Raw genomic sequence first — 16,736 nt, forward strand, 5'->3', positions numbered from 1 at the left:
GTTTGTTTCGAGGAGATCGCAGTGCGAACCACCACCGGCTACCGCGCCGACGACACCACGCTCCGGCGCACGACCCTGCAGCGCCGCGACCTGCGCCCCGACGACCTCGCGGTCCGCGTTGACTACTGCGGCGTCTGCCACACCGACGTGCACTCGCTCGAGGACGGCGTAGTACCCGGCCACGAGTTCACCGGCGTCGTGACCGAGACGGGGGCGAACGTCACCGGCTTCGCGGTCGGCGACCCAGTGGCGGTCGGCAACATCGTGGACTCCTGCGGCGAGTGCGCGATGTGCCTCGCCGGCCAGGAGAACTTCTGCCATGCGTTTCCCACGCTGACGTACGGCGGCAAAGACCGGCGCGACGGATCGGTCACGCTCGGCGGCTACTCCCGCGAGTACGTCGTCCGCGAAGGATTCGCCTACCACCTCCCCGCCGGTCTGGACCCGGCCGCCGCCGCGCCGCTGCTCTGCGCCGGTGTCACGGTCTGGGAGCCGCTGCGCGCGCTGGGCGTGGGGCCGGGCAGCCGCGTCGCGGTCGCGGGCCTCGGCGGTCTGGGACACCTCGCGGTGAAGATGTCGGTGGCGCTCGGCGCGACGACGTCGGTTCTCAGCCGGTCCCCCGGCAAGGCCGACGACGCCCGTCGCCTCGGCGCCGTCGATCTTCTCGCCGCGGACGACGCCCAACGCGACTCGTTCGACGTCGTCCTCGACACGATCTCGGCCCCGCACGACCTCGGCCCGTACCTGCGGCTGGTCGCGATGGACGGCACGCTCAGCCAGCTCGGCTACCTCGGGCCGATCAGCCTGGAGACGATGGACCTGCTCGTCGGACGCAAGAAGCTCAGCTCCGCGGGCAGCGGCGGTCGTCCCGCCACTGCCGCGATGCTGAGCTTCTGCGCCGAGCACGGCGTCGCCGCCGACCTCGAACTACTTCCGTCATCGCAGGTGAACGAGGCCATCGACCGCCTACGCCGCAACGACGTCCGCTACCGCTTCGTCCTGGACCTGTCCGACCTGGATTGACCGCGGCTCATTCTTCCAGTCGGATGAGGCTCCAGGAGAGGGCCGGGAGTTCCAGGGTAACCCGGCCGCCGTCGACGGCCGGAACGACGAGCGAACGCGGTACCACCCGCTCCGGATCCGCGGCCGTGTTCACCGCGTCCGGGTCGTCGTCGGCGATCGTGACGTGCGACGCCACCCGGTACCCCGGCCACGCCCGCAGGTCGACGTCCACGGTGAGCGGCGAGGTCTGCGACCGGTTGACGGCGAACAGCGAGACACCGTCGTCCGGGGTCGCCACCGCGACGGCGTCCAGCACCGGCACCTCCCCCAGCCACTTCGTCTCGTACAGCGGCGACGCCGGCTCGACCCGCAGCACGGTCCCCCGCCCGTACTTCGACGTCAACGCGAACGGATGGAACGTCGTCTGCTTCCACGCCGCCCCGCCGGGCGCGGTCATGATCGGCGCGATGACGTTGACCAGCTGCGCCTGGCACCCGATCTTCACCCGGTCCGCGTGGCGCAGCAGGCTGTTGAGCATCGTGCCGACGACGACCGCGTCGGTCACCGAGTACACGTCCTCGATCAGCGGCGGGGCTTCCCGGATCGCCAGGTTCGCCTCGCCCTCGAACCGCTTGAGGTACCAGACGTTCCACTCGTCGAACGAAATACCCAACCGCTTCTTGCGACGCCCGACCGCGCGCACGTGGTCAGCGGTGGAGATGACCGCGTCGATGAACCGGTCCATGTCGAGCGCGCACGCCAGGAAGCTGTCCCGGTCGTCGCCGCGCTGCTCGTAGTAGGCGTGCATCGAGACGTAGTCGACCTGGTCGTACGTCTCGCCGAGCACCGTCGCCTCCCACGAGCCGAACGTCGGCATCGAGGAGTTCGAACTGCCACAGGCCACGAGCTCGATCGACGGGTCGACCAGCCGCATCGCCTTCGCGGTCTCGTTCGCCAGCCGCCCGTACTCGTACGCGGTCTTGTGGCCGATCTGCCAGGGACCGTCCATCTCGTTGCCGAGACACCATGTCTTGATCCCGTACGGCTGCTCGGCACCGTTCTTCCGGCGCAGGTCCGACCAGTACGTGCCGCCGGGCAGATTGCAGTACTCGAGGAAGTCCCGGGCCGCGTCGATGCCCCGGGTACCGAGGTTGACGGCCATCATCGTCTCGGCGCCGATGCCCGCGGCCCACTTCTGGAACTCGTCGACACCGACCCGGTTGGTCTCCAGCGACCGCCACGCCAGGTCGAGCCGGGTGGGCCGGTCCTCGACCGGCCCGATCCCGTCCTCCCACCTGTACCCGGACACGAAGTTCCCGCCGGGGTACCGGATCAGCGGTACCCCCAGCTCGCGGGCGAGCTCGGCCACGTCCTCCCGGAAGCCCTCGGGGGAAGCAGTGGGATGCCCGGGCTCGTAGATGCCCGTGTAGACGCACCGGCCCATGTGCTCGACGAACGACCCGTACAGCCGAGGATCGACCTCCCCCACGCTGAACGCCGGGTCGATGGTCAGTGAAGCCTGCAGCACTGTGTTGCTCACCCCTTGATGCCGGTTCCGGCGATGCCCTCGACGATGTTCCGCTGGAACAGCAGGAACAGCGCGACCAGCGGCACCGCACCCAACACCGCCGTCGCCATCGTGTCGGCGTAGCGGATACCGAACGCGCCCTGCACGGTCGCCAACCCCACCGGGATCGTCATCAGATCCGGGTTGGTCAGCACCAGCAGCGGCCACAGCAGGTTGTTCCACGCCATGACGAACGAGAAGATCGCCACCGCGGCGACAGCGGGACGCGACAGCGGCAGCACGATCTGCCGGTAGATCCGGAAGAACCCGGCGCCGTCGACGCGGGCCGCCTCCTCCAGGTCCGCGGGCAACCCGTCGAAGAACTGCTTGAAGATGAAGACGGCGATCGCGGTCGGCGCCTGCGGCAGCGCGACGGCCCAGAACGTGTTGAGCAGCCCGATCGACTGGAACTCGCGGAACTGCGGCACCATCAGCACCTGCGACGGCACCATGATCCCGGCGAGGATGAACCAGAACAGCAGCGTCCGGTACTTGAACTTCATCCGCGACAGCGCGAACGCCGCGAGGCTCGCCGTCACCACGGTGAGCACCGCCGCCAACGCCGACGCGATGAACGTCGAGACCCACCACTGCAGCATGTCGGTGTCGGTGAAGACCCGCCCGAACGCCGCCAGCGTCGGACTTTCGATCCACCAGGTCGTGTTGACGGTCTCGGCGTTCGGCTTCAGCGCGGTGTCCAGCGCCCACAGGATCGGAACGAGCCACAGAATCGCGAACGCGATCAGCACACCGACGCAGATCCGGTTGAAAATCGCGACCCGGCGGTCGACAGTGGCCACGGTGACCGCGGGCTTGGCCCGCAGCGTAGGAACAAGCGTCTCAGTGACCATCGGTCAGACCTCCTTCTGCTGCGAACGGACCAGGCGGAACCACACCACCGACACGGCGAGGACAACGACGAAGAACAGCATCGAAACGGCCGCCGCGTAGCCGATCCGGTAGTTCGTGAAGCTCTCGTCGTAGACGTACTGGAGGAGCGACCGCGTCGAGAAGTTCGGCCCGCCCTGGGTCATGATGTACATCTGGTCGAACACCTTGAGCGACGCGATGACCTGCAGCACCGCCACCAGCGTCGTGGTACGCCCGAGCAGCGGGATCGTGATGTGCCGGATCTGCTGCCACGGCGTCGCGCCGTCCAGCGCGGCCGCCTCGTACAGATCGCGCGGAATCTCCTGCAGACCGGCCAGGTAGAGCACGAAGTTGAAGCCGAGCGTCCACCACACCGTGGTGAGCGCCAGCGCCGGCATCGCCCAGTTCTCAGCCCCGAGCCAGTTCGGCGGCGTGTCGATGCCGATCTTCGCCAGCGACGTGTCGAGCAGCCCGATGCCGGGCGCCAGGATCCACATGAAGATCAACGCGACCACCGCGGACGGCAGCACGTACGGCATGAAGAACGTCAGCCGGTAGAACCACCGGCCGCGTCCGACGCGGTTGGCCAGCAGCGCGAACACCAGCGCGAGAACCACCAGCGGCGGTGTGGTCAGGATCGTGAACCACAGCGTGTGCCACAGCGACGACCAGAAGTCCGAGCTGCTCAGAGCGTCCGCATAATTCTGTAGACCGGCGAACGTCGACAGGCCAGACTTGACCATGCTGGTGTTGAAGAAACTCATCACCAGGCCGTAGAGGGCCGGCCCGACGATGAACAAGACGTACAAGACCAGGAACGGCGCGAGGAAGGCAGCGGCGGAGCGCCCCTGCCCGGCGGCAGGACGGCCCTGCCGCACTGCGGGCGTGGTCATCATCGACCTCCGGAGTCGAGAGCAGGGCTCAGATCGGTGAGGCGGTAGCGGCGAGGTTTTCCAGCTTCGTGCGCATCTCGTCGAGCGCCTGCTGCGGCTCGGAGATGCCGGCCATCATGGCGCCGATCGCGGAACCGGTGACGTTCTCGAAGTTCGATCCCGAACCCGAGTACCAGCCGGCCGGGTCGTACGCCGCGCCGTCGGCGGCGGCCGCGTACTGCGCCTGCGGTTGCAGGGCCTTGTACTCGGCGCTGTCCAGGTACGGCAGGTAGGCCGGGATGTGCCCGCCCTCCGCCCAGGCTTTGCTCTGGTCGAGCAGGCTCTTGACGAACCCCAGCGCGCGATCCAGGCGGTCCGGTGTCAGCTTCGGACTCTTCGGAACGATGAGCGTGTGCGAGTCGGCTTGCACCGCGTACGGGCCCTCGTCGAAGACGTGCGGGAACACCGCCATCGAGAACGGGGTCTTCGCGGTCTGGAACGTCGTGATCTCCCACTCGCCCTGGAACAGGAACGCGGTCTTCCCGGACGAGAAGTCGGCGATCGAACCCTGGTAGTCGGTGGCCTCGGGGAACAGGCCGTCCTTCGTGAGCCCGCGGAGGAACGTCATCGCGCGAAGCGCCTTGGCCTCGTCGATCACGACCTTGGTGCCGTTGTCGGCGAGCACCTGCCCGCCGAGCTGGGAGTAGAGCGACTGGAACGCCCGCCACGGCGTGACGATCTCGGTGCCCAGCGCGATCGCACCCGCGTAGGCGCCGGTGACCGCCTTGGCCTTCTTCATCGCGTCCAGGAACGCGTCTTCGCCCTTCAGCGGCTTGATCACGCCGCTGGCGTCGAGCAGACCGGCCTTTTTGCAGATCTCGGTGTTGTAGAACATCACGAACGGGTGCGTGTCCAGCGGAATCACGTAGGCCTTGCCGTCGACCAGACCGGCGTCCCAGACCTTCTTGTTGAACTTGTCCGCCGACAGGCCGGCGCGCTCCAGGACGTCGGGCTCGAGCTCCTGCAGCAGTCCACCCTCCACCATCGACTTGGCCCGGGTCAGGTGAGCGACCGCCACGTCCGGCGGCTTGTTCCCCACCGTCGCCAGCGACAGTTTCGTGTAGTAGGGGTTGCCCCAGTTGAAGGTGGTTCCCTTGAGGGTGATGTTCGAATTGGCTTTGCGGTAGGTGTCCAGCATCGACTGCATGCGGACGCCGTCACCGCCTCCGAACAGGTCCCAGAATTGCAGCGTGCTGGCCGGTTCGCCGGCCGTCGTGAGGCCGGACGCCGCCGAGCAGCCGCTCGTCGCGGCGAGGGCGCCGACTCCGAGGGCGCCGGCGAGTAAGGATCGTCGGGAAAAGGTCATCGCTGTCCTTCCCTCATGGGGGTGGGGCGGTGGAAGAGCGCACGATCAGTTGGACGGGTAGCAGGTCACGGGGTGGGGTGTCCTCGCCGCGGATCCGGGCGAGCAGCAGTTCGGCGGCGCGCGCGCCGGTCTCGTCGAACGGGACCCGCACGGTGGTCAGCGGCGGCGCGGCGAAATCGGCCAGCGGCAGGTCGTCGCAGCCCACGACCGAGCACGTCTGCGGCACCGCGATCCCGCGGGCGCGCAGCGCGGCCAGCACACCGAACGCCATGTTGTCGTTGTGGGCGAAGATCGCGGTGACGAACGGGTCGGCGTCCAGCAGCTCGTGGGTGGCCACGGCCGCGCTGCGCGCATCCCATTCGGTCGCGCGCACCCGCCGGCCCGGCAGCTCCACGTCCGCCGCGTGCAACGTCTCCCGAAAACCACGAAGGCGGCTGACGACGACCCGGCGCGCGGTCGGGCCGGTGATCGTGCCGATCGCCCGGTGACCGAGCGCGAGCAGATGTTCGGCCGCGAGAATGCCGGTGCGGCGGTGATCGGACCCGACAGCGGGAACCCCCCCGCCCGGGATGTGGTTGAGCGTCACCGCCGGGATCGGACCGCGCAGGTGCTCGCCGATGCTCTCGTCTTCCTCGACGCTCGGCGCGATGACCAGGACCCCGTTGACGCGGTACTCCTGCAGGCGCCGGATCGGGCTGTCGCTCCCCCGCGTCGTCGTGGCGACGAGGGCCGCGTGCCCCTGGCTCTCGATCGTGCGCTGGGCCGCGACGACGAACCGCGACAGCGACGCGTCGGAGAAGTCGTCGGCGAGGATGCCGACGGTGAGCGAATCGCGGCGCACCAGCCCACGGGCCAGCGCGTTCGGGACGTAACCGAGGTCGCGGGCGGCCTCCAGGATGCGTTCCCGCGTCTTCGCGGAGACGACACCGGAGTTGCCGTTGAGCACCTTGCTGGCGGTCTGGAAGCTGACCCCGGCGCGCTCGGCGACGTCCTTCAGGGACACGTACATCGGGGATCACCTCCTCGGTGTGACCGCTCACATCGCAGTTAGGCGAACGTTCGCCTTCGGCAGGATGCTCTCGTCGAACTGGCAGTGTCAAGGATCACTTGTTCGCTAGGGTGGCCCGGTGTTCGCCGCTTATGTGACCGATAACTTCCACCCGTTACGGACCGTTGACCCGGGTGCACCGTTCGACGACCTCGCCCCGCTGCGTACGGACGCGCGGGTCGTGGCCATCGGGGAAAGCGCCCACTGGGTGCGCGAATACACGCTGCTCCGGCACCGTCTGCTGCGCTTCCTGGCGTCGCAGGGCCCGGTCGTGTTCGCGCTGGAGTCCGGGTTCTCGGAGGGACAGTCGCAGGAGCTCACCAACCGGATGGGTGAGAGCAGCGGAATGCGCGACCAGCTGGCGTGGATGCGCTCGGCGGGCGTCGGATATGCCGGGCTCGACCTGCCGGGCTCGTCGGCGTCCGCGCTGCCGACGCTTCGCCGGCTGCCGACCGACACGCCGTACGTCGAGGAGCTGATCGTCCGCTCGGAGAAGTTCACCAGCGAGCACGCCCTGCACACGTACGCGGCCTACGCGGCACTCGACCAGCCCGACCGGGACGCGCTGACCGCACTGTGGGCGTCCCTGGCGACCTGGGCCGACACGCAGGTGCCCGGCGACCCGGTGCTGCGGCACGAGGTGCGGCTCGGTGTGCTGTTCGACCAGATGCTGCGTGGCCACGCCGCACGCTCCGCGCTCGCGGCCACGGCGCGCGACCGGGCGATGGCCGAGACCGTATTCTGGCTGCTGGACCGCCATCCGGACGCCAGGATCGTGATCGGTGCGGCGAACGGCCACATCCAGCGGACGCCGGTCAGCTTCCCGGGCATGCAGGTGTCCCCGGCCGGGCACCACCTCTCGTCGGAACTGGGCTCGCAGTACCTGGCGGTGGGCGTGACCGCGCTGGCCGGACGCACGCCCGCGCGGGGCCCGGATCCCTCGGCGCCGGGAGGCGTCACCGTGACCGCGGTGGACCTCGAGCCGCCGCGAGCCGACAGCATCGAGGCGTTCCTGCCCGCGGAACTCGGCGTGGTGGACGTCCGGGCGGCCCGTGAGCTGCCCGACGCCCCGACGGCGATCCGCGTTCAGAACAGCTACCTGGAAGGCCCCGTCGCCGAGGCCTATGACCTCGTCGTCGGTGTCCCGTCAATCTCGGTCTCTGACCAGCTGGCCGGTTGACGACGCGGGTCTGGGCTTGTTATTGCGGTCGGGGTGCGGACCGGAAGTGTCGGTGGGGAGGGGCAGACTGGCCTCATGGCAGGGAAGCGCAGTGCGGGGTTGCTCGTGTACCGGATGGCCGACGGTCGGCCGGAGGTGCTGCTCGGGCACATGGGCGGGCCGTTCTGGGCCCGCAAGGACGAGGCGGCCTGGTCGGTGCCGAAGGGCGAGTACGAGGGCGACGAGACGCCCGAGGCCGCGGCCCGGCGCGAGTTCGCCGAGGAGCTCGGTTTGCCCGCTCCGGAGGGTGCCTTGGTGCCGCTCGGCGAGGTGAAGCAGTCCGGCGGCAAGACCGTCACCGTGTGGGCGATCGAGGGTGACCTCTCCCCCGACGACGTCGTCCCGGGCACGTTCCCGCTCGAGTGGCCGCCGAAGTCGGGTCGCGTCCAGGAGTTTCCCGAGGTCGACCGGGTCGCGTGGTTCGATCTGGACACCGCCCGCGAGAAGCTCGTCACGGGCCAGCGCACGTTCCTCGACCGTCTCGCGGAGTTCCTCGGGTGACCGCGGTGGCGCACCAGCGGATCGGTTTCCGGGCGGTGCCCGGGGGCCGGGTGGCGTACGCGGAGGTCGGCGAGGGGCCACCGCTGGTGTTGCCGACACCGTGGGTGAGCCATCTGGAGCTCGACTGGGAGGTCGCGGAGTACCGCGACTTCGTGGCGGCGCTGGCCCGCACGCACCGGGTGATCCGGTACGACCGGCTCGGCTGTGGGCTCTCCGATCGTCCGCCTCGGCCCGGCACGGGTGTGGAGCACGACACCGCGGTGCTCACGGCGTTGATCGACGGGCTCGAACTGGACGTGGTGGCGCTGTTCGGGTTCTCGATCGGCGCGTGCGCCGCGATCTGTTACGCCGCTGCGCGCCCTGAGCGGGTGACCCGGCTGGCGATCTTCGGCGGGTACGCGGAGGGTGCCCGCACCGCGCCGGACACGCTCCGCACCGCGATCCTCGACACGATCCGGGCGCACTGGGGTGCGGGATCCCGGTTGTTGGCCGATGTCTGGATGCCCACCGTCGACGCCCGGGTGCGCGAGGCGTTCGCCCGGCTGCAGCGCGAGGCCACTGGCGCGGAGACCGCGGCCACCGTGTTGGCCTCGGTCTACGACGCGGACATCCGGGACGAGCTCGCCGCCGTGCGCGCACCAACGCTCGTCCTGCACCGCCGCAACGACCGAGCGATCCCGTTCACGCTGGGCCGCGAGGTAGCCGCCGCCGTCCCGGGCGCCCACTTCGTCCCCCTGGACGGCGACAATCACCCACCCTGGCTAGGCGACTCCGGGGCCGTGCTGGCTTCGCTCCTCCCCTTCTTCGCCGCCGACACGCCCCTCCCCACCGCAGACCCGCCGGGCGGCATGGGCGGCCCGGGCGGTGTGGGCGGCGTGGGCAGCCCGGTTGCCGCGAGCCCAGCCGGCGCGAGCCGGGTCGTTGGCGGCGCGGAGCCGGGGGGCGGCGATGGCGGGGGTGTGCTCACCGAGCGGGAGAGAGAGGTGCTGCGGTTGGTGGCGGCGGGGCGCAGTGATGCGGAGATCGCGGCAGCGCTGGTGCTCAGCGGGCACACCGTGCACCGGCACGTGGCCAACATCCGGCGCAAGCTCGACCAGCCCTCGCGCGCGGCCGCCGCCGCGACCGCGATCCGCCTCGGCTTGATCTAGATCAGCACGCGCCCCGGTCGAGCGCGGTGAGCGATCCGATCACGAGCGGCGCGACGAACGAGGGCATGCCCGACCAGCTGTCCTCGCGGAGCGAACGCACCTCGAACCCGGCGTCGCCGAGAACGTCGGCCGTCGCGCGGTCGCACCGGCAGCCCGCGGCGAACTTCTCCCACGGCCCGGCGAGCCGGTGCTGCCACCGCTCCAGCCGGCTACCGCTCGGGCCGCGGACGTGCTCGAGCACGAGGAACCGCCCGCCGGGCCGCAGCACCCGCTTCACCTCGTCGACGGCGGCCACCGGATCGGCCACCGTGCACAGCACCAACGTGCTCACGACGACGTCGAACGTGTCGTCGTCGAACGGGAGCGACTCCGCCGCGGCGGCAGAAATCCGCAGGGGCGCCCGGGAGCCCGGCCCGCCCTCGGCGGCATCCACTCGGCGCTGGAGAACAGCACGCATCGCGCCGTTCGGCTCGGACACCGTGAGCCCGGTGACCGCCGCGGGGTAGTAGGGCAGGTTGAGTCCGGTCCCGGCACCGATCTCCAGCACGGACCCCGACGCACCCGCCAACAGGAGGCGCCGGCGCTGAGCCATCCCCCGACGCTCACCGAGCGCCAGGAACGGCTCGTAGATCGAGGCGAAGAGCCGGTCCGAAAGGCCCGGTCGGTCATCGGTGTCGGTGGGCGGGGAGTGCGGCGTCATGGGGGTCCCTCAACGAACTCGGCGGACTCGGGTCACCCCGAGTCTCCGGCGCCCCACCGCCCCACCGCGTCCCGAAGATCGGCCATCTCGAGACCTGGCCGGTCCAGGCCATCCCGGGAGCGCTCGGTGCCCCGGGGCTCAGACTGTGCAGCGCTCAGGAGTGGGTGCCGGAGAGCACGGGAGCCGGCTCTTCGGGTGGTGCGATGCGGCGACCGCGGCGGCGGCTCCACCAAGCATGGGCCAGACCGAGCGCCCCGATCAGCGCCACCGACCCCACCGACAAGAAGAACGCCGGCGACCCGGGATGATCCGCAGAAGCCCCGACCAGCACGTACGCGGTGGTGCTCGGCACGATCGCGGCCGCGGTGCCCAGCACGAACGGCAGCATCTTGACTGTCGTCGCCCCGAAAAGGTAGTTCAGCAGGCCGAACGGAAAGACCGGCAGGATACGTGCGTAGACGACGGCGCGGGTGCCGTCCCGGTCGAGCCAGGACTGCAACCGCGTGAGGCGCGCGTCGGGACCCGCCGCCTCCGTGCGCCCCGACAGGAACGGGCGGCCGAGCCAGCGGCCGAGCAGGAACGACACCGAGGCGCCGAGCGCGATCCCGCACAGCGCGGCCGCGACCGCGACCGGCGCCGGGAGCAACAGCCCGGCCAGCAACGCCGGCACACCCCGCGGCACCATCAGGACCGACGTCACGACCGCGATCCCGGCTACACCGAACGGCATCCACGGGCCGGCCTGCGCCACGTACTCGCGCAGTTCGGCCGGCTCAGGAATCCCATACGTGAGCAGGAACCCCACGCACATCAACAGGAGAACGCCGAGCGCGAGCGCCCGGACCGCCGGGGAATTCACTGAGGCAGGTCCCTCCGGAGCGCCGCGGCGCCGCGCAGGTACACGTGGTGCAGGCCGGAGCGCGGCGTCTCGGTCTCGATGTGGGCCATCAGCCGGAGCACCCGCGGCATCGACCCCGGCACGCCGATCTCCGTCGTGCACAGCAACGGAACGTCGGTGAAGCCGAGCAACCGCGCCGCGTACGCCGGGAACTCGGCGTCCAGGTCCGGCGTCGCGGTGAAGATGACGCTGATCAGGTCGTCCGGCGTGATCGCATTGCGGTGCATGACCGCTTTGATCAGCTCGGTCGTTCCCTCGAGGATCGCTTCCCGCGAGTTCTCGTCGACCTGAATGGCTCCGCGCAGTGCCCTGACCGCCACTCGCCAAATCCCTTCCTCGGCTAGAGCGAAGACTAGCCGAGGCGTTCCAGGTAACTGTCAGCGAGCAAGCGGTCCGTGCGTCACAGCCCCACTTGCGAGTGCAGCTGGCCGATTTCGGCCTGGCTGAGGTGGCGCGCCTTGCCCGGCTTGATGTTCGCGAGCTGCACGGGGCCGATCGCGGTGCGGACGAGGCGGCTCACCGGGTGCCCGACCTCCTCGAGGAGGCGCCGCACGACGTGCTTGCGTCCCTCGTGGATGACGACCTCGACGAGCAGCTTGCCCGGCAGGTTGTCGACGACGCGGAAGTTGTCGACCTTGACCGGTCCGTCCTCGAGTTCGATGCCCTCCATCAGGCGCTTGCGCACGTCGCTGCTCATCGGGCCGGGCACCTCGGCGAGGTAGGTCTTGAGCACGCCGTAGGACGGGTGGGTCAGCCGGTGGGCGAGTGCGCCGTCGTTCGTCAGCAGGAGCAGGCCTTCGGACTCGGTGTCCAGGCGGCCGACGTGGAACACGCGGATCTCGCGGTCCTGGACGTAGTCGCCGATGTTCAGGCGGCCCTTGTCGTCGCTCATCGCGGTGATGACGCCGGTGGGCTTGTTGAATGCCATGTAGACCATGCGGTCGTCGACGATGACGCGCTGGCCGTCGACGTGGATCACCGCGGTGAGCGGGTCGACCCGCTTGCCCTGGACGGTGACGACCTTGCCGTCGACGCTCACGCGTCCCTGTTCGATGAGTTCTTCGCAGGCGCGGCGCGACCCGATACCGGCGGAGGCCAGTACCTTTTGCAGGCGCTCGCCTTCCCTGGGTTCGTCGAGCTTGGCGGCCCAGTTCGGGTCGCCCTCCTCTTCTTCCCAGACGTCCTGGTACTGACGCTTGTCCGTGGGGGCCTGGCCGTAACCGACGGTGCGCGAAGCCCGCTTCGGAGCGGGTTCGCCATCGCGCCCGAGCGGCTCGATCCGCGGCGAGTCCGCTTCCCGCGGAGCCCGAGCCCCCGCACCACCGCGCGACGCACCACCGCGCGACGCACCGCCGCGCTCGCCACCCGCACGCGGCGCACCGCCCCGGCCGCCGCCGTCGGCGCCGCGCCGAGGCGCATCGCCACCGTCCCGCCGAGGCGCTCCCCCGCGTCCTCCGGTGCGCGGAGCACCGTCACTTCCCCGGCGCGGCCCATCGCCACCCCGGCTGTTCCCGTCACCACCCCGACGCGGCCCGTCGCCACCGCGCGGCGCTGCCGCACCTCGACTACCGCCGTCGCTGCCCCCGCGCGGCCCGCCGCCGCCCCGGGGTGCTGCTGCGCCCCGGCTGTTTCCGTCGCCGCCGCGCGAGGCGGCGGAGCCGCGGCCCGCGCCGTCGCCGCGGCGGTACTCGCCGCCGTCGCCCGCGCCTCGGCGGTACTCGCCCGCGCCGCGGCGGTCGCCGTCGGCGGGCGTGCGCCGGGCGTCACCCGCGCCGCGGCCGGATGCGCCGCGGCCGCTGCGGTCGGCGGAAGCGCCGCGGGGGGCGGCGCCGCCGGTGCGCGGCGGACCCTCACCCCGACGCGGGCTGGGGTTACGTCGCGGCGATGACATCATCCAGGGCATCCATTCCGGGCAAGAGCGGCGCAAGCGCCGGCAATTCTTCCAATGAGTTCAAACCGAGCTTCTCGAGGAACAGCGTCGTCGTCCGATACTGGTACCCACCGGTCTCCGGATCGGTACCGCATTCCTCGATCAGCCCACGGGTGAGCAACGTACGGATCACCCCGTCGACCGAAACCCCGCGGATCGCCGACACCGACGACCGGGTCACCGGTTGTTTGTAGGCGATCACCGCAAGGGTTTCCAACGCGGCCTGGGTGAGCCGTGCCTGCTGACCCTCCAGAACGAACCGCTCGACGTACGGCGCGTATTCCGACCGCGTGTAGAAACGCCAACCCCCGGCCACCTGACGCAACTCGAACCCGCGCCCGGCCTCGTCGTAGTCGTCGGCGAGCCCACGCAGCGCCCGCGTGACCTCCCCGACCGCGCACCCGAGCGTCTGCGCGAGCAGCCCCTCGGTCACCGGTTCGTCGACGACGAGCAGGATCGCTTCGAGCGCCGGTTCGATCCGGTCCCGCTGCTCCCCCTCGGGCACCGGGAACAAAGCCTCGTCGCTCAACCGCGTTCCTTCGTCTCGATCTCGGGCGCCGTGCGACTGGACGGCACGCTCGGCGGGGGCCCGGAATCCTCCGGGGAAGCGGCCACGGTATCCGCGTCGCTGCCGTACTCGTCGATCTCGACCGCCACGCGGTCGCCACCTCCCACCCAGCGTACGTGGAGTTCGCCCAACGGCTCGACCTGGTCGAAATGCAGGACGCCTTCCCGGAACAGCTCCAGCAGTGCCAGGAAGCGCGCGATGACCTCCAACGTGGTGGTGCAATCCGCGCACAGCCGCCGGAACGACGCCTGCCCGAGCCGCGCCAGCATCTCCCGCAGGATCGCCGCGTGTTCGCGCACCGACACCTTCGGCGCATGGATGTGCTCGATCGAGACCGTCGGAACGGGCTTCGGCGCCATCGCCTTCGCCGCGAGCGCGGCGAACTGATCCGGCGTGAGCCCCAGCAACACCTCGGGCATCGCCGCGGAGAACCGCTCCTCGAGCTGCACGTCCCGGGGCCAGCGGGTCGACCCTTCCCGCTCCCGCTCGGACAGGAACGACGCCACCTGCTTGAACGCGCGGTACTGCAGCAACCGGGCGAACAGCAGGTCCCGCGCCTCGAGCAGCGCCAGGTCCTCCTCGTCCTCGACCTCCGCCGCGGGCAGCAGCCGGGCGGCCTTGAGGTCGAGCAGCGTCGCGGCGATCAGGAGGAACTCGCTGACCTGGCCGAGGTCCCAGTCGTCGCCCATGCCCCGGATGTGCGCGATGAAGTCGTCCGTGACCTGGCTGAGCGCCACCTCGGTGACGTCCAACTTGTGTTTGCTGATCAGTTGGAGGAGCAGGTCGAACGGGCCCTCGAAGTTCTCCAACCGGATGTGGAACTTCTCGCCGTACCCGGACCCCTGCGCAGGAGCATCGGTCTCGGTCACCGCATGACCGTACCGCGCCGACCCATCAACCCCAGAGAAGCAAGAACGGCCAGCTCAGCAAGTCGAGCACGAACAGGAACAGCGGCAGGCCGCGGAAGAGCGGCAGCAGCATCCCGGCGAGCAGGATCGCGATGCCGACGTTCTGGTCCTCGAGCCAGTAGCGGGCCTTCTGGAAGCCCGTGCCGGGACGCTTCACCGCGTGCCGCAGCAGCCCCCAGCCGTCCAGCGGCGGCAGCGGCACCAGGCTGAGCAGACCGAAACACAGCAGGCCGACGGCCAGCGACAGCAGGAAAAGCCCCAGGTTGGTTCCGCCGACGATCCCGATCTCACCGCGCAGCGCGCTCGACGCGCTCATCGAGCCGAGGCCCACCCGTCCCACAACCAGCACGAACGCGAGGAACGCGACCTGAGCGGCGGCGATCACCGCGATCGGACCGGCCAGCAGCACCCGCAGCGGCGCCGGAGCCATGCCGGCGTCCTCGACCTTCTTGCCCCAGCCGGTTCCGCCGACGACGGCCGCGACCACGCCGAAGATGTCGACGTCACGCCGGACGTCGATCAGCTTGCCGCCGGCCCGCCGGGGAGTACCCCACCCGGCGGGAACCCGGCGACGCTGCACGGCACGGATGGCCAGAACCCGGATGACCAGCCCCAGCACGAACGCCAGGGCGAGACCCGCCAGCGCGATCGGCTGACCGAGCGCGAAGAGCACGTCAGTGGCCGCTCGCGAGCCGACGGACGAGCACCGAGTGCTCCCCGTTCGCGTCGTATTCCGCTAGCGCTATGGCGATCGCCTCCCGGACGATGCGGCCCCGGTCGATGCCGATGCCGTGACGGGCCCGTAGGTCCAGCCGCGTCCGCTCGAGTTCGAGCAGCTCACCGGAGGACAGGTACACGGTGATCTTCTCATCGTGACGCTGCCGACCGCTCGGAGACCGCGGCGACGCGCGGATCGGTGTTACGTCAGCCGGCGGGCCGGACCGGGTGGACGGCTCGCGAGCGGGCCGCGGGGACGGCCGGGACGCCGCAGTGGGCGTTCCGCCGATCACCTCGACCGTGCTCGCCCCGGAAGGGGTCGTCGTCATCCGGAACAGCTCGGAGGCACCAGGGAGCTGAACCCGCCGCCTCACCTGGCGAGCACCTCGCGGGCCAGGGCCCGGTAGGCCTTGGCACCGCCCGAACCGGGAGCCCAGGTCGTGATGGGCTCGCCCGCGACCGTCGTCTCCGGGAACCGGACGGTCCGCGAGATCACCGTCTCGTACACCTTGTCGCCGAATGCCTCCACAACGCGGGACAGTACCTGGCGAGAGTGGACGGTGCGCGAGTCGTACATCGTCGCGAGGATGCCGTCCAGCTCCAGATCCGGATTGAGCCGGTCCTTCACCTTCTCGATGGTGTCGATGAGCATGGCGAGACCACGGAGGGAGAAGAACTCGCACTCGAGCGGCACGATGACGCCGTGCGCCGCGGTGAGCGCGTTGACCGTCAGCAGACCGAGCGACGGCTGGCAGTCGATCAGGATGTAGTCGTACTCGTCCCGGACCTGCCGGAGCGCACGGTCGAGCGTCTGCTCGCGGGCCACCTCGCTGACCAGCTGCACCTCGGCAGCGGACAGGTCGATGTTGGACGGCAGTAAGTCCAGACCGGCCACGTTGGTCTTGACCAGCACGTCCTCGGTGCGAATGCCGGACTGCATGAGCAGGTTGTAGACCGTCAGCTCGAGGTCGTAGGCGTTGACGCCCAGCCCGACCGAGAGCGCACCCTGCGGGTCGAAGTCGACGAGCAGCACACGCTGGTCGACCTCGGCCAGGGCCGCGCCCAGGTTGATCGTGCTGGTGGTCTTGCCGACGCCGCCCTTCTGGTTGCAGAGGGCGATGACGCGCGCGGGGCCGTGACCGCTCTTCTCGGCCTGCGGGCTCTCTTCGGGTCGGCGGGATCTCCTCGACTCGGTTGCGATGCCCAGAGTTGCCAGATCGAGGGTGGCCTGCTCCAGAGCGCCCGAGTCGTCGCTCATCACCGGGTTCGTTGACATCTCACCAGCTCCCGCCGCTGCGTCGGCAGAGTCCGCCGAACTTGCCGTGAACCCTAAGGAGCGGGTGAGGCCAAAGCAAAGAATGTCGACAAACCCGCAAGTCGGTCGGCGTGTCGCTGTCGTGTCGCACCTTTCCGGTGCTCGGT

General features: G+C 70.1%; 18 protein-coding genes. 4 read left to right on the top strand and 14 right to left on the bottom strand.

What is annotated here, in order from left to right:
• Window positions 1-21 precede the first annotated feature (21 nt).
• Window positions 22-1,023: an NAD(P)-dependent alcohol dehydrogenase gene (locus ACGFY5_RS36585; protein WP_392727707.1), complete on the top strand. Its 1,002-nt coding sequence runs from the start codon at window positions 22-24 to the stop codon at window positions 1,021-1,023.
• Between the two features lie 7 nt (window positions 1,024-1,030).
• On the opposite strand, the gene ACGFY5_RS36590 is transcribed toward ACGFY5_RS36585, so the two are convergent.
• Genes ACGFY5_RS36590 through ACGFY5_RS36610 form a run of 5 tightly spaced genes read right to left on the bottom strand, consistent with a single transcriptional unit; the run spans window position 1,031 to window position 6,686 of the window.
• The gene (locus ACGFY5_RS36590; RefSeq protein WP_392727870.1) at window positions 1,031-2,530 is read right to left on the bottom strand and encodes an alpha-N-arabinofuranosidase; all 1,500 of its coding nucleotides are present in this window, start codon (window positions 2,528-2,530) and stop codon (window positions 1,031-1,033) included.
• 8 nt (window positions 2,531-2,538) lie between these two features.
• Window positions 2,539-3,420 (bottom strand): carbohydrate ABC transporter permease, encoded by an 882-nt coding sequence (locus tag ACGFY5_RS36595; protein ID WP_392727710.1) that lies wholly within the window; start codon window positions 3,418-3,420, stop codon window positions 2,539-2,541.
• Between the two features lie 3 nt (window positions 3,421-3,423).
• Window positions 3,424-4,332, bottom strand: a complete 909-nt coding sequence (locus ACGFY5_RS36600) for a carbohydrate ABC transporter permease (RefSeq protein ID WP_392727717.1) — start codon at window positions 4,330-4,332, stop codon at window positions 3,424-3,426.
• Between the two features lie 28 nt (window positions 4,333-4,360).
• A complete protein-coding gene (locus ACGFY5_RS36605) occupies window positions 4,361-5,677 on the bottom strand; it encodes an extracellular solute-binding protein (protein WP_392727720.1) in 1,317 nt (438 codons plus the stop codon).
• Window positions 5,678-5,690: 13 nt separating this feature from the next.
• A complete protein-coding gene (locus ACGFY5_RS36610) occupies window positions 5,691-6,686 on the bottom strand; it encodes a LacI family DNA-binding transcriptional regulator (RefSeq protein WP_392727723.1) in 996 nt (331 codons plus the stop codon).
• Between the two features lie 118 nt (window positions 6,687-6,804).
• On the opposite strand from ACGFY5_RS36610, the gene ACGFY5_RS36615 reads away from it, so the two are divergent.
• The 3 genes from ACGFY5_RS36615 (at window position 6,805) to ACGFY5_RS36625 (ending at window position 9,593) form a co-directional block, all read left to right on the top strand.
• Entirely contained in the window at window positions 6,805-7,905 is a 1,101-nt protein-coding gene (locus tag ACGFY5_RS36615; RefSeq protein WP_392727726.1) for an erythromycin esterase family protein, read from the top strand.
• A 75-nt stretch (window positions 7,906-7,980) separates the two neighbouring features.
• Entirely contained in the window at window positions 7,981-8,445 is a 465-nt protein-coding gene (locus ACGFY5_RS36620) for an NUDIX domain-containing protein (RefSeq protein WP_392727729.1), read from the top strand.
• Complete coding sequence (locus tag ACGFY5_RS36625; protein ID WP_392727732.1) at window positions 8,442-9,593, top strand: alpha/beta fold hydrolase; 1,152 nt, start codon at window positions 8,442-8,444, stop codon at window positions 9,591-9,593. Before ACGFY5_RS36620 ends, ACGFY5_RS36625 begins: the two co-directional genes overlap by 4 nt.
• 1 nt (window position 9,594) lies before the next feature.
• Here ACGFY5_RS36625 and ACGFY5_RS36630 read toward each other — a convergent pair whose 3' ends face one another.
• The 9 genes from ACGFY5_RS36630 to ACGFY5_RS36670 all read right to left on the bottom strand — a co-directional run bounded on the left by ACGFY5_RS36630 (window position 9,595) and on the right by ACGFY5_RS36670 (window position 16,572).
• Entirely contained in the window at window positions 9,595-10,293 is a 699-nt protein-coding gene (locus ACGFY5_RS36630; RefSeq protein WP_392727735.1) for a class I SAM-dependent methyltransferase, read from the bottom strand.
• A gap of 154 nt (window positions 10,294-10,447) precedes the next feature.
• Window positions 10,448-11,152: a TVP38/TMEM64 family protein gene (locus ACGFY5_RS36635; protein ID WP_392727738.1), complete on the bottom strand. Its 705-nt coding sequence runs from the start codon at window positions 11,150-11,152 to the stop codon at window positions 10,448-10,450.
• Window positions 11,149-11,511, bottom strand: a complete 363-nt coding sequence (gene aroH, locus ACGFY5_RS36640; protein ID WP_392727740.1) for a chorismate mutase — start codon at window positions 11,509-11,511, stop codon at window positions 11,149-11,151. The genes ACGFY5_RS36635 and aroH overlap by 4 nt, the downstream gene beginning before the upstream one ends.
• An 80-nt stretch (window positions 11,512-11,591) precedes the next feature.
• Window positions 11,592-13,085, bottom strand: a complete 1,494-nt coding sequence (locus ACGFY5_RS36645) for a pseudouridine synthase (protein ID WP_392727743.1) — start codon at window positions 13,083-13,085, stop codon at window positions 11,592-11,594.
• Entirely contained in the window at window positions 13,063-13,650 is a 588-nt protein-coding gene (scpB, locus tag ACGFY5_RS36650) for an SMC-Scp complex subunit ScpB (RefSeq protein ID WP_392727746.1), read from the bottom strand. The genes ACGFY5_RS36645 and scpB overlap by 23 nt, the downstream gene beginning before the upstream one ends.
• On the bottom strand, window positions 13,647-14,558 hold the full coding sequence (locus ACGFY5_RS36655) for a segregation and condensation protein A (RefSeq protein ID WP_392727748.1): 912 nt from the start codon (window positions 14,556-14,558) through the stop codon (window positions 13,647-13,649). Before ACGFY5_RS36655 ends, scpB begins: the two co-directional genes overlap by 4 nt.
• A 25-nt stretch (window positions 14,559-14,583) precedes the next feature.
• On the bottom strand, window positions 14,584-15,270 hold the full coding sequence (locus ACGFY5_RS36660) for a hypothetical protein (protein ID WP_392727751.1): 687 nt from the start codon (window positions 15,268-15,270) through the stop codon (window positions 14,584-14,586).
• A gap of 1 nt (window position 15,271) precedes the next feature.
• Window positions 15,272-15,643, bottom strand: a complete 372-nt coding sequence (locus ACGFY5_RS36665; protein WP_392727753.1) for a hypothetical protein — start codon at window positions 15,641-15,643, stop codon at window positions 15,272-15,274.
• A 41-nt stretch (window positions 15,644-15,684) separates the two neighbouring features.
• The gene (locus ACGFY5_RS36670) at window positions 15,685-16,572 is read right to left on the bottom strand and encodes a ParA family protein (protein ID WP_392727755.1); all 888 of its coding nucleotides are present in this window, start codon (window positions 16,570-16,572) and stop codon (window positions 15,685-15,687) included.
• Between the last annotated feature and the right edge of the window lie 164 nt (window positions 16,573-16,736).

The organism is Cryptosporangium sp. NPDC048952 (assembly GCF_043197895.1).
Classification (GTDB): Bacteria; Actinomycetota; Actinomycetes; order Mycobacteriales; family Cryptosporangiaceae; genus Cryptosporangium.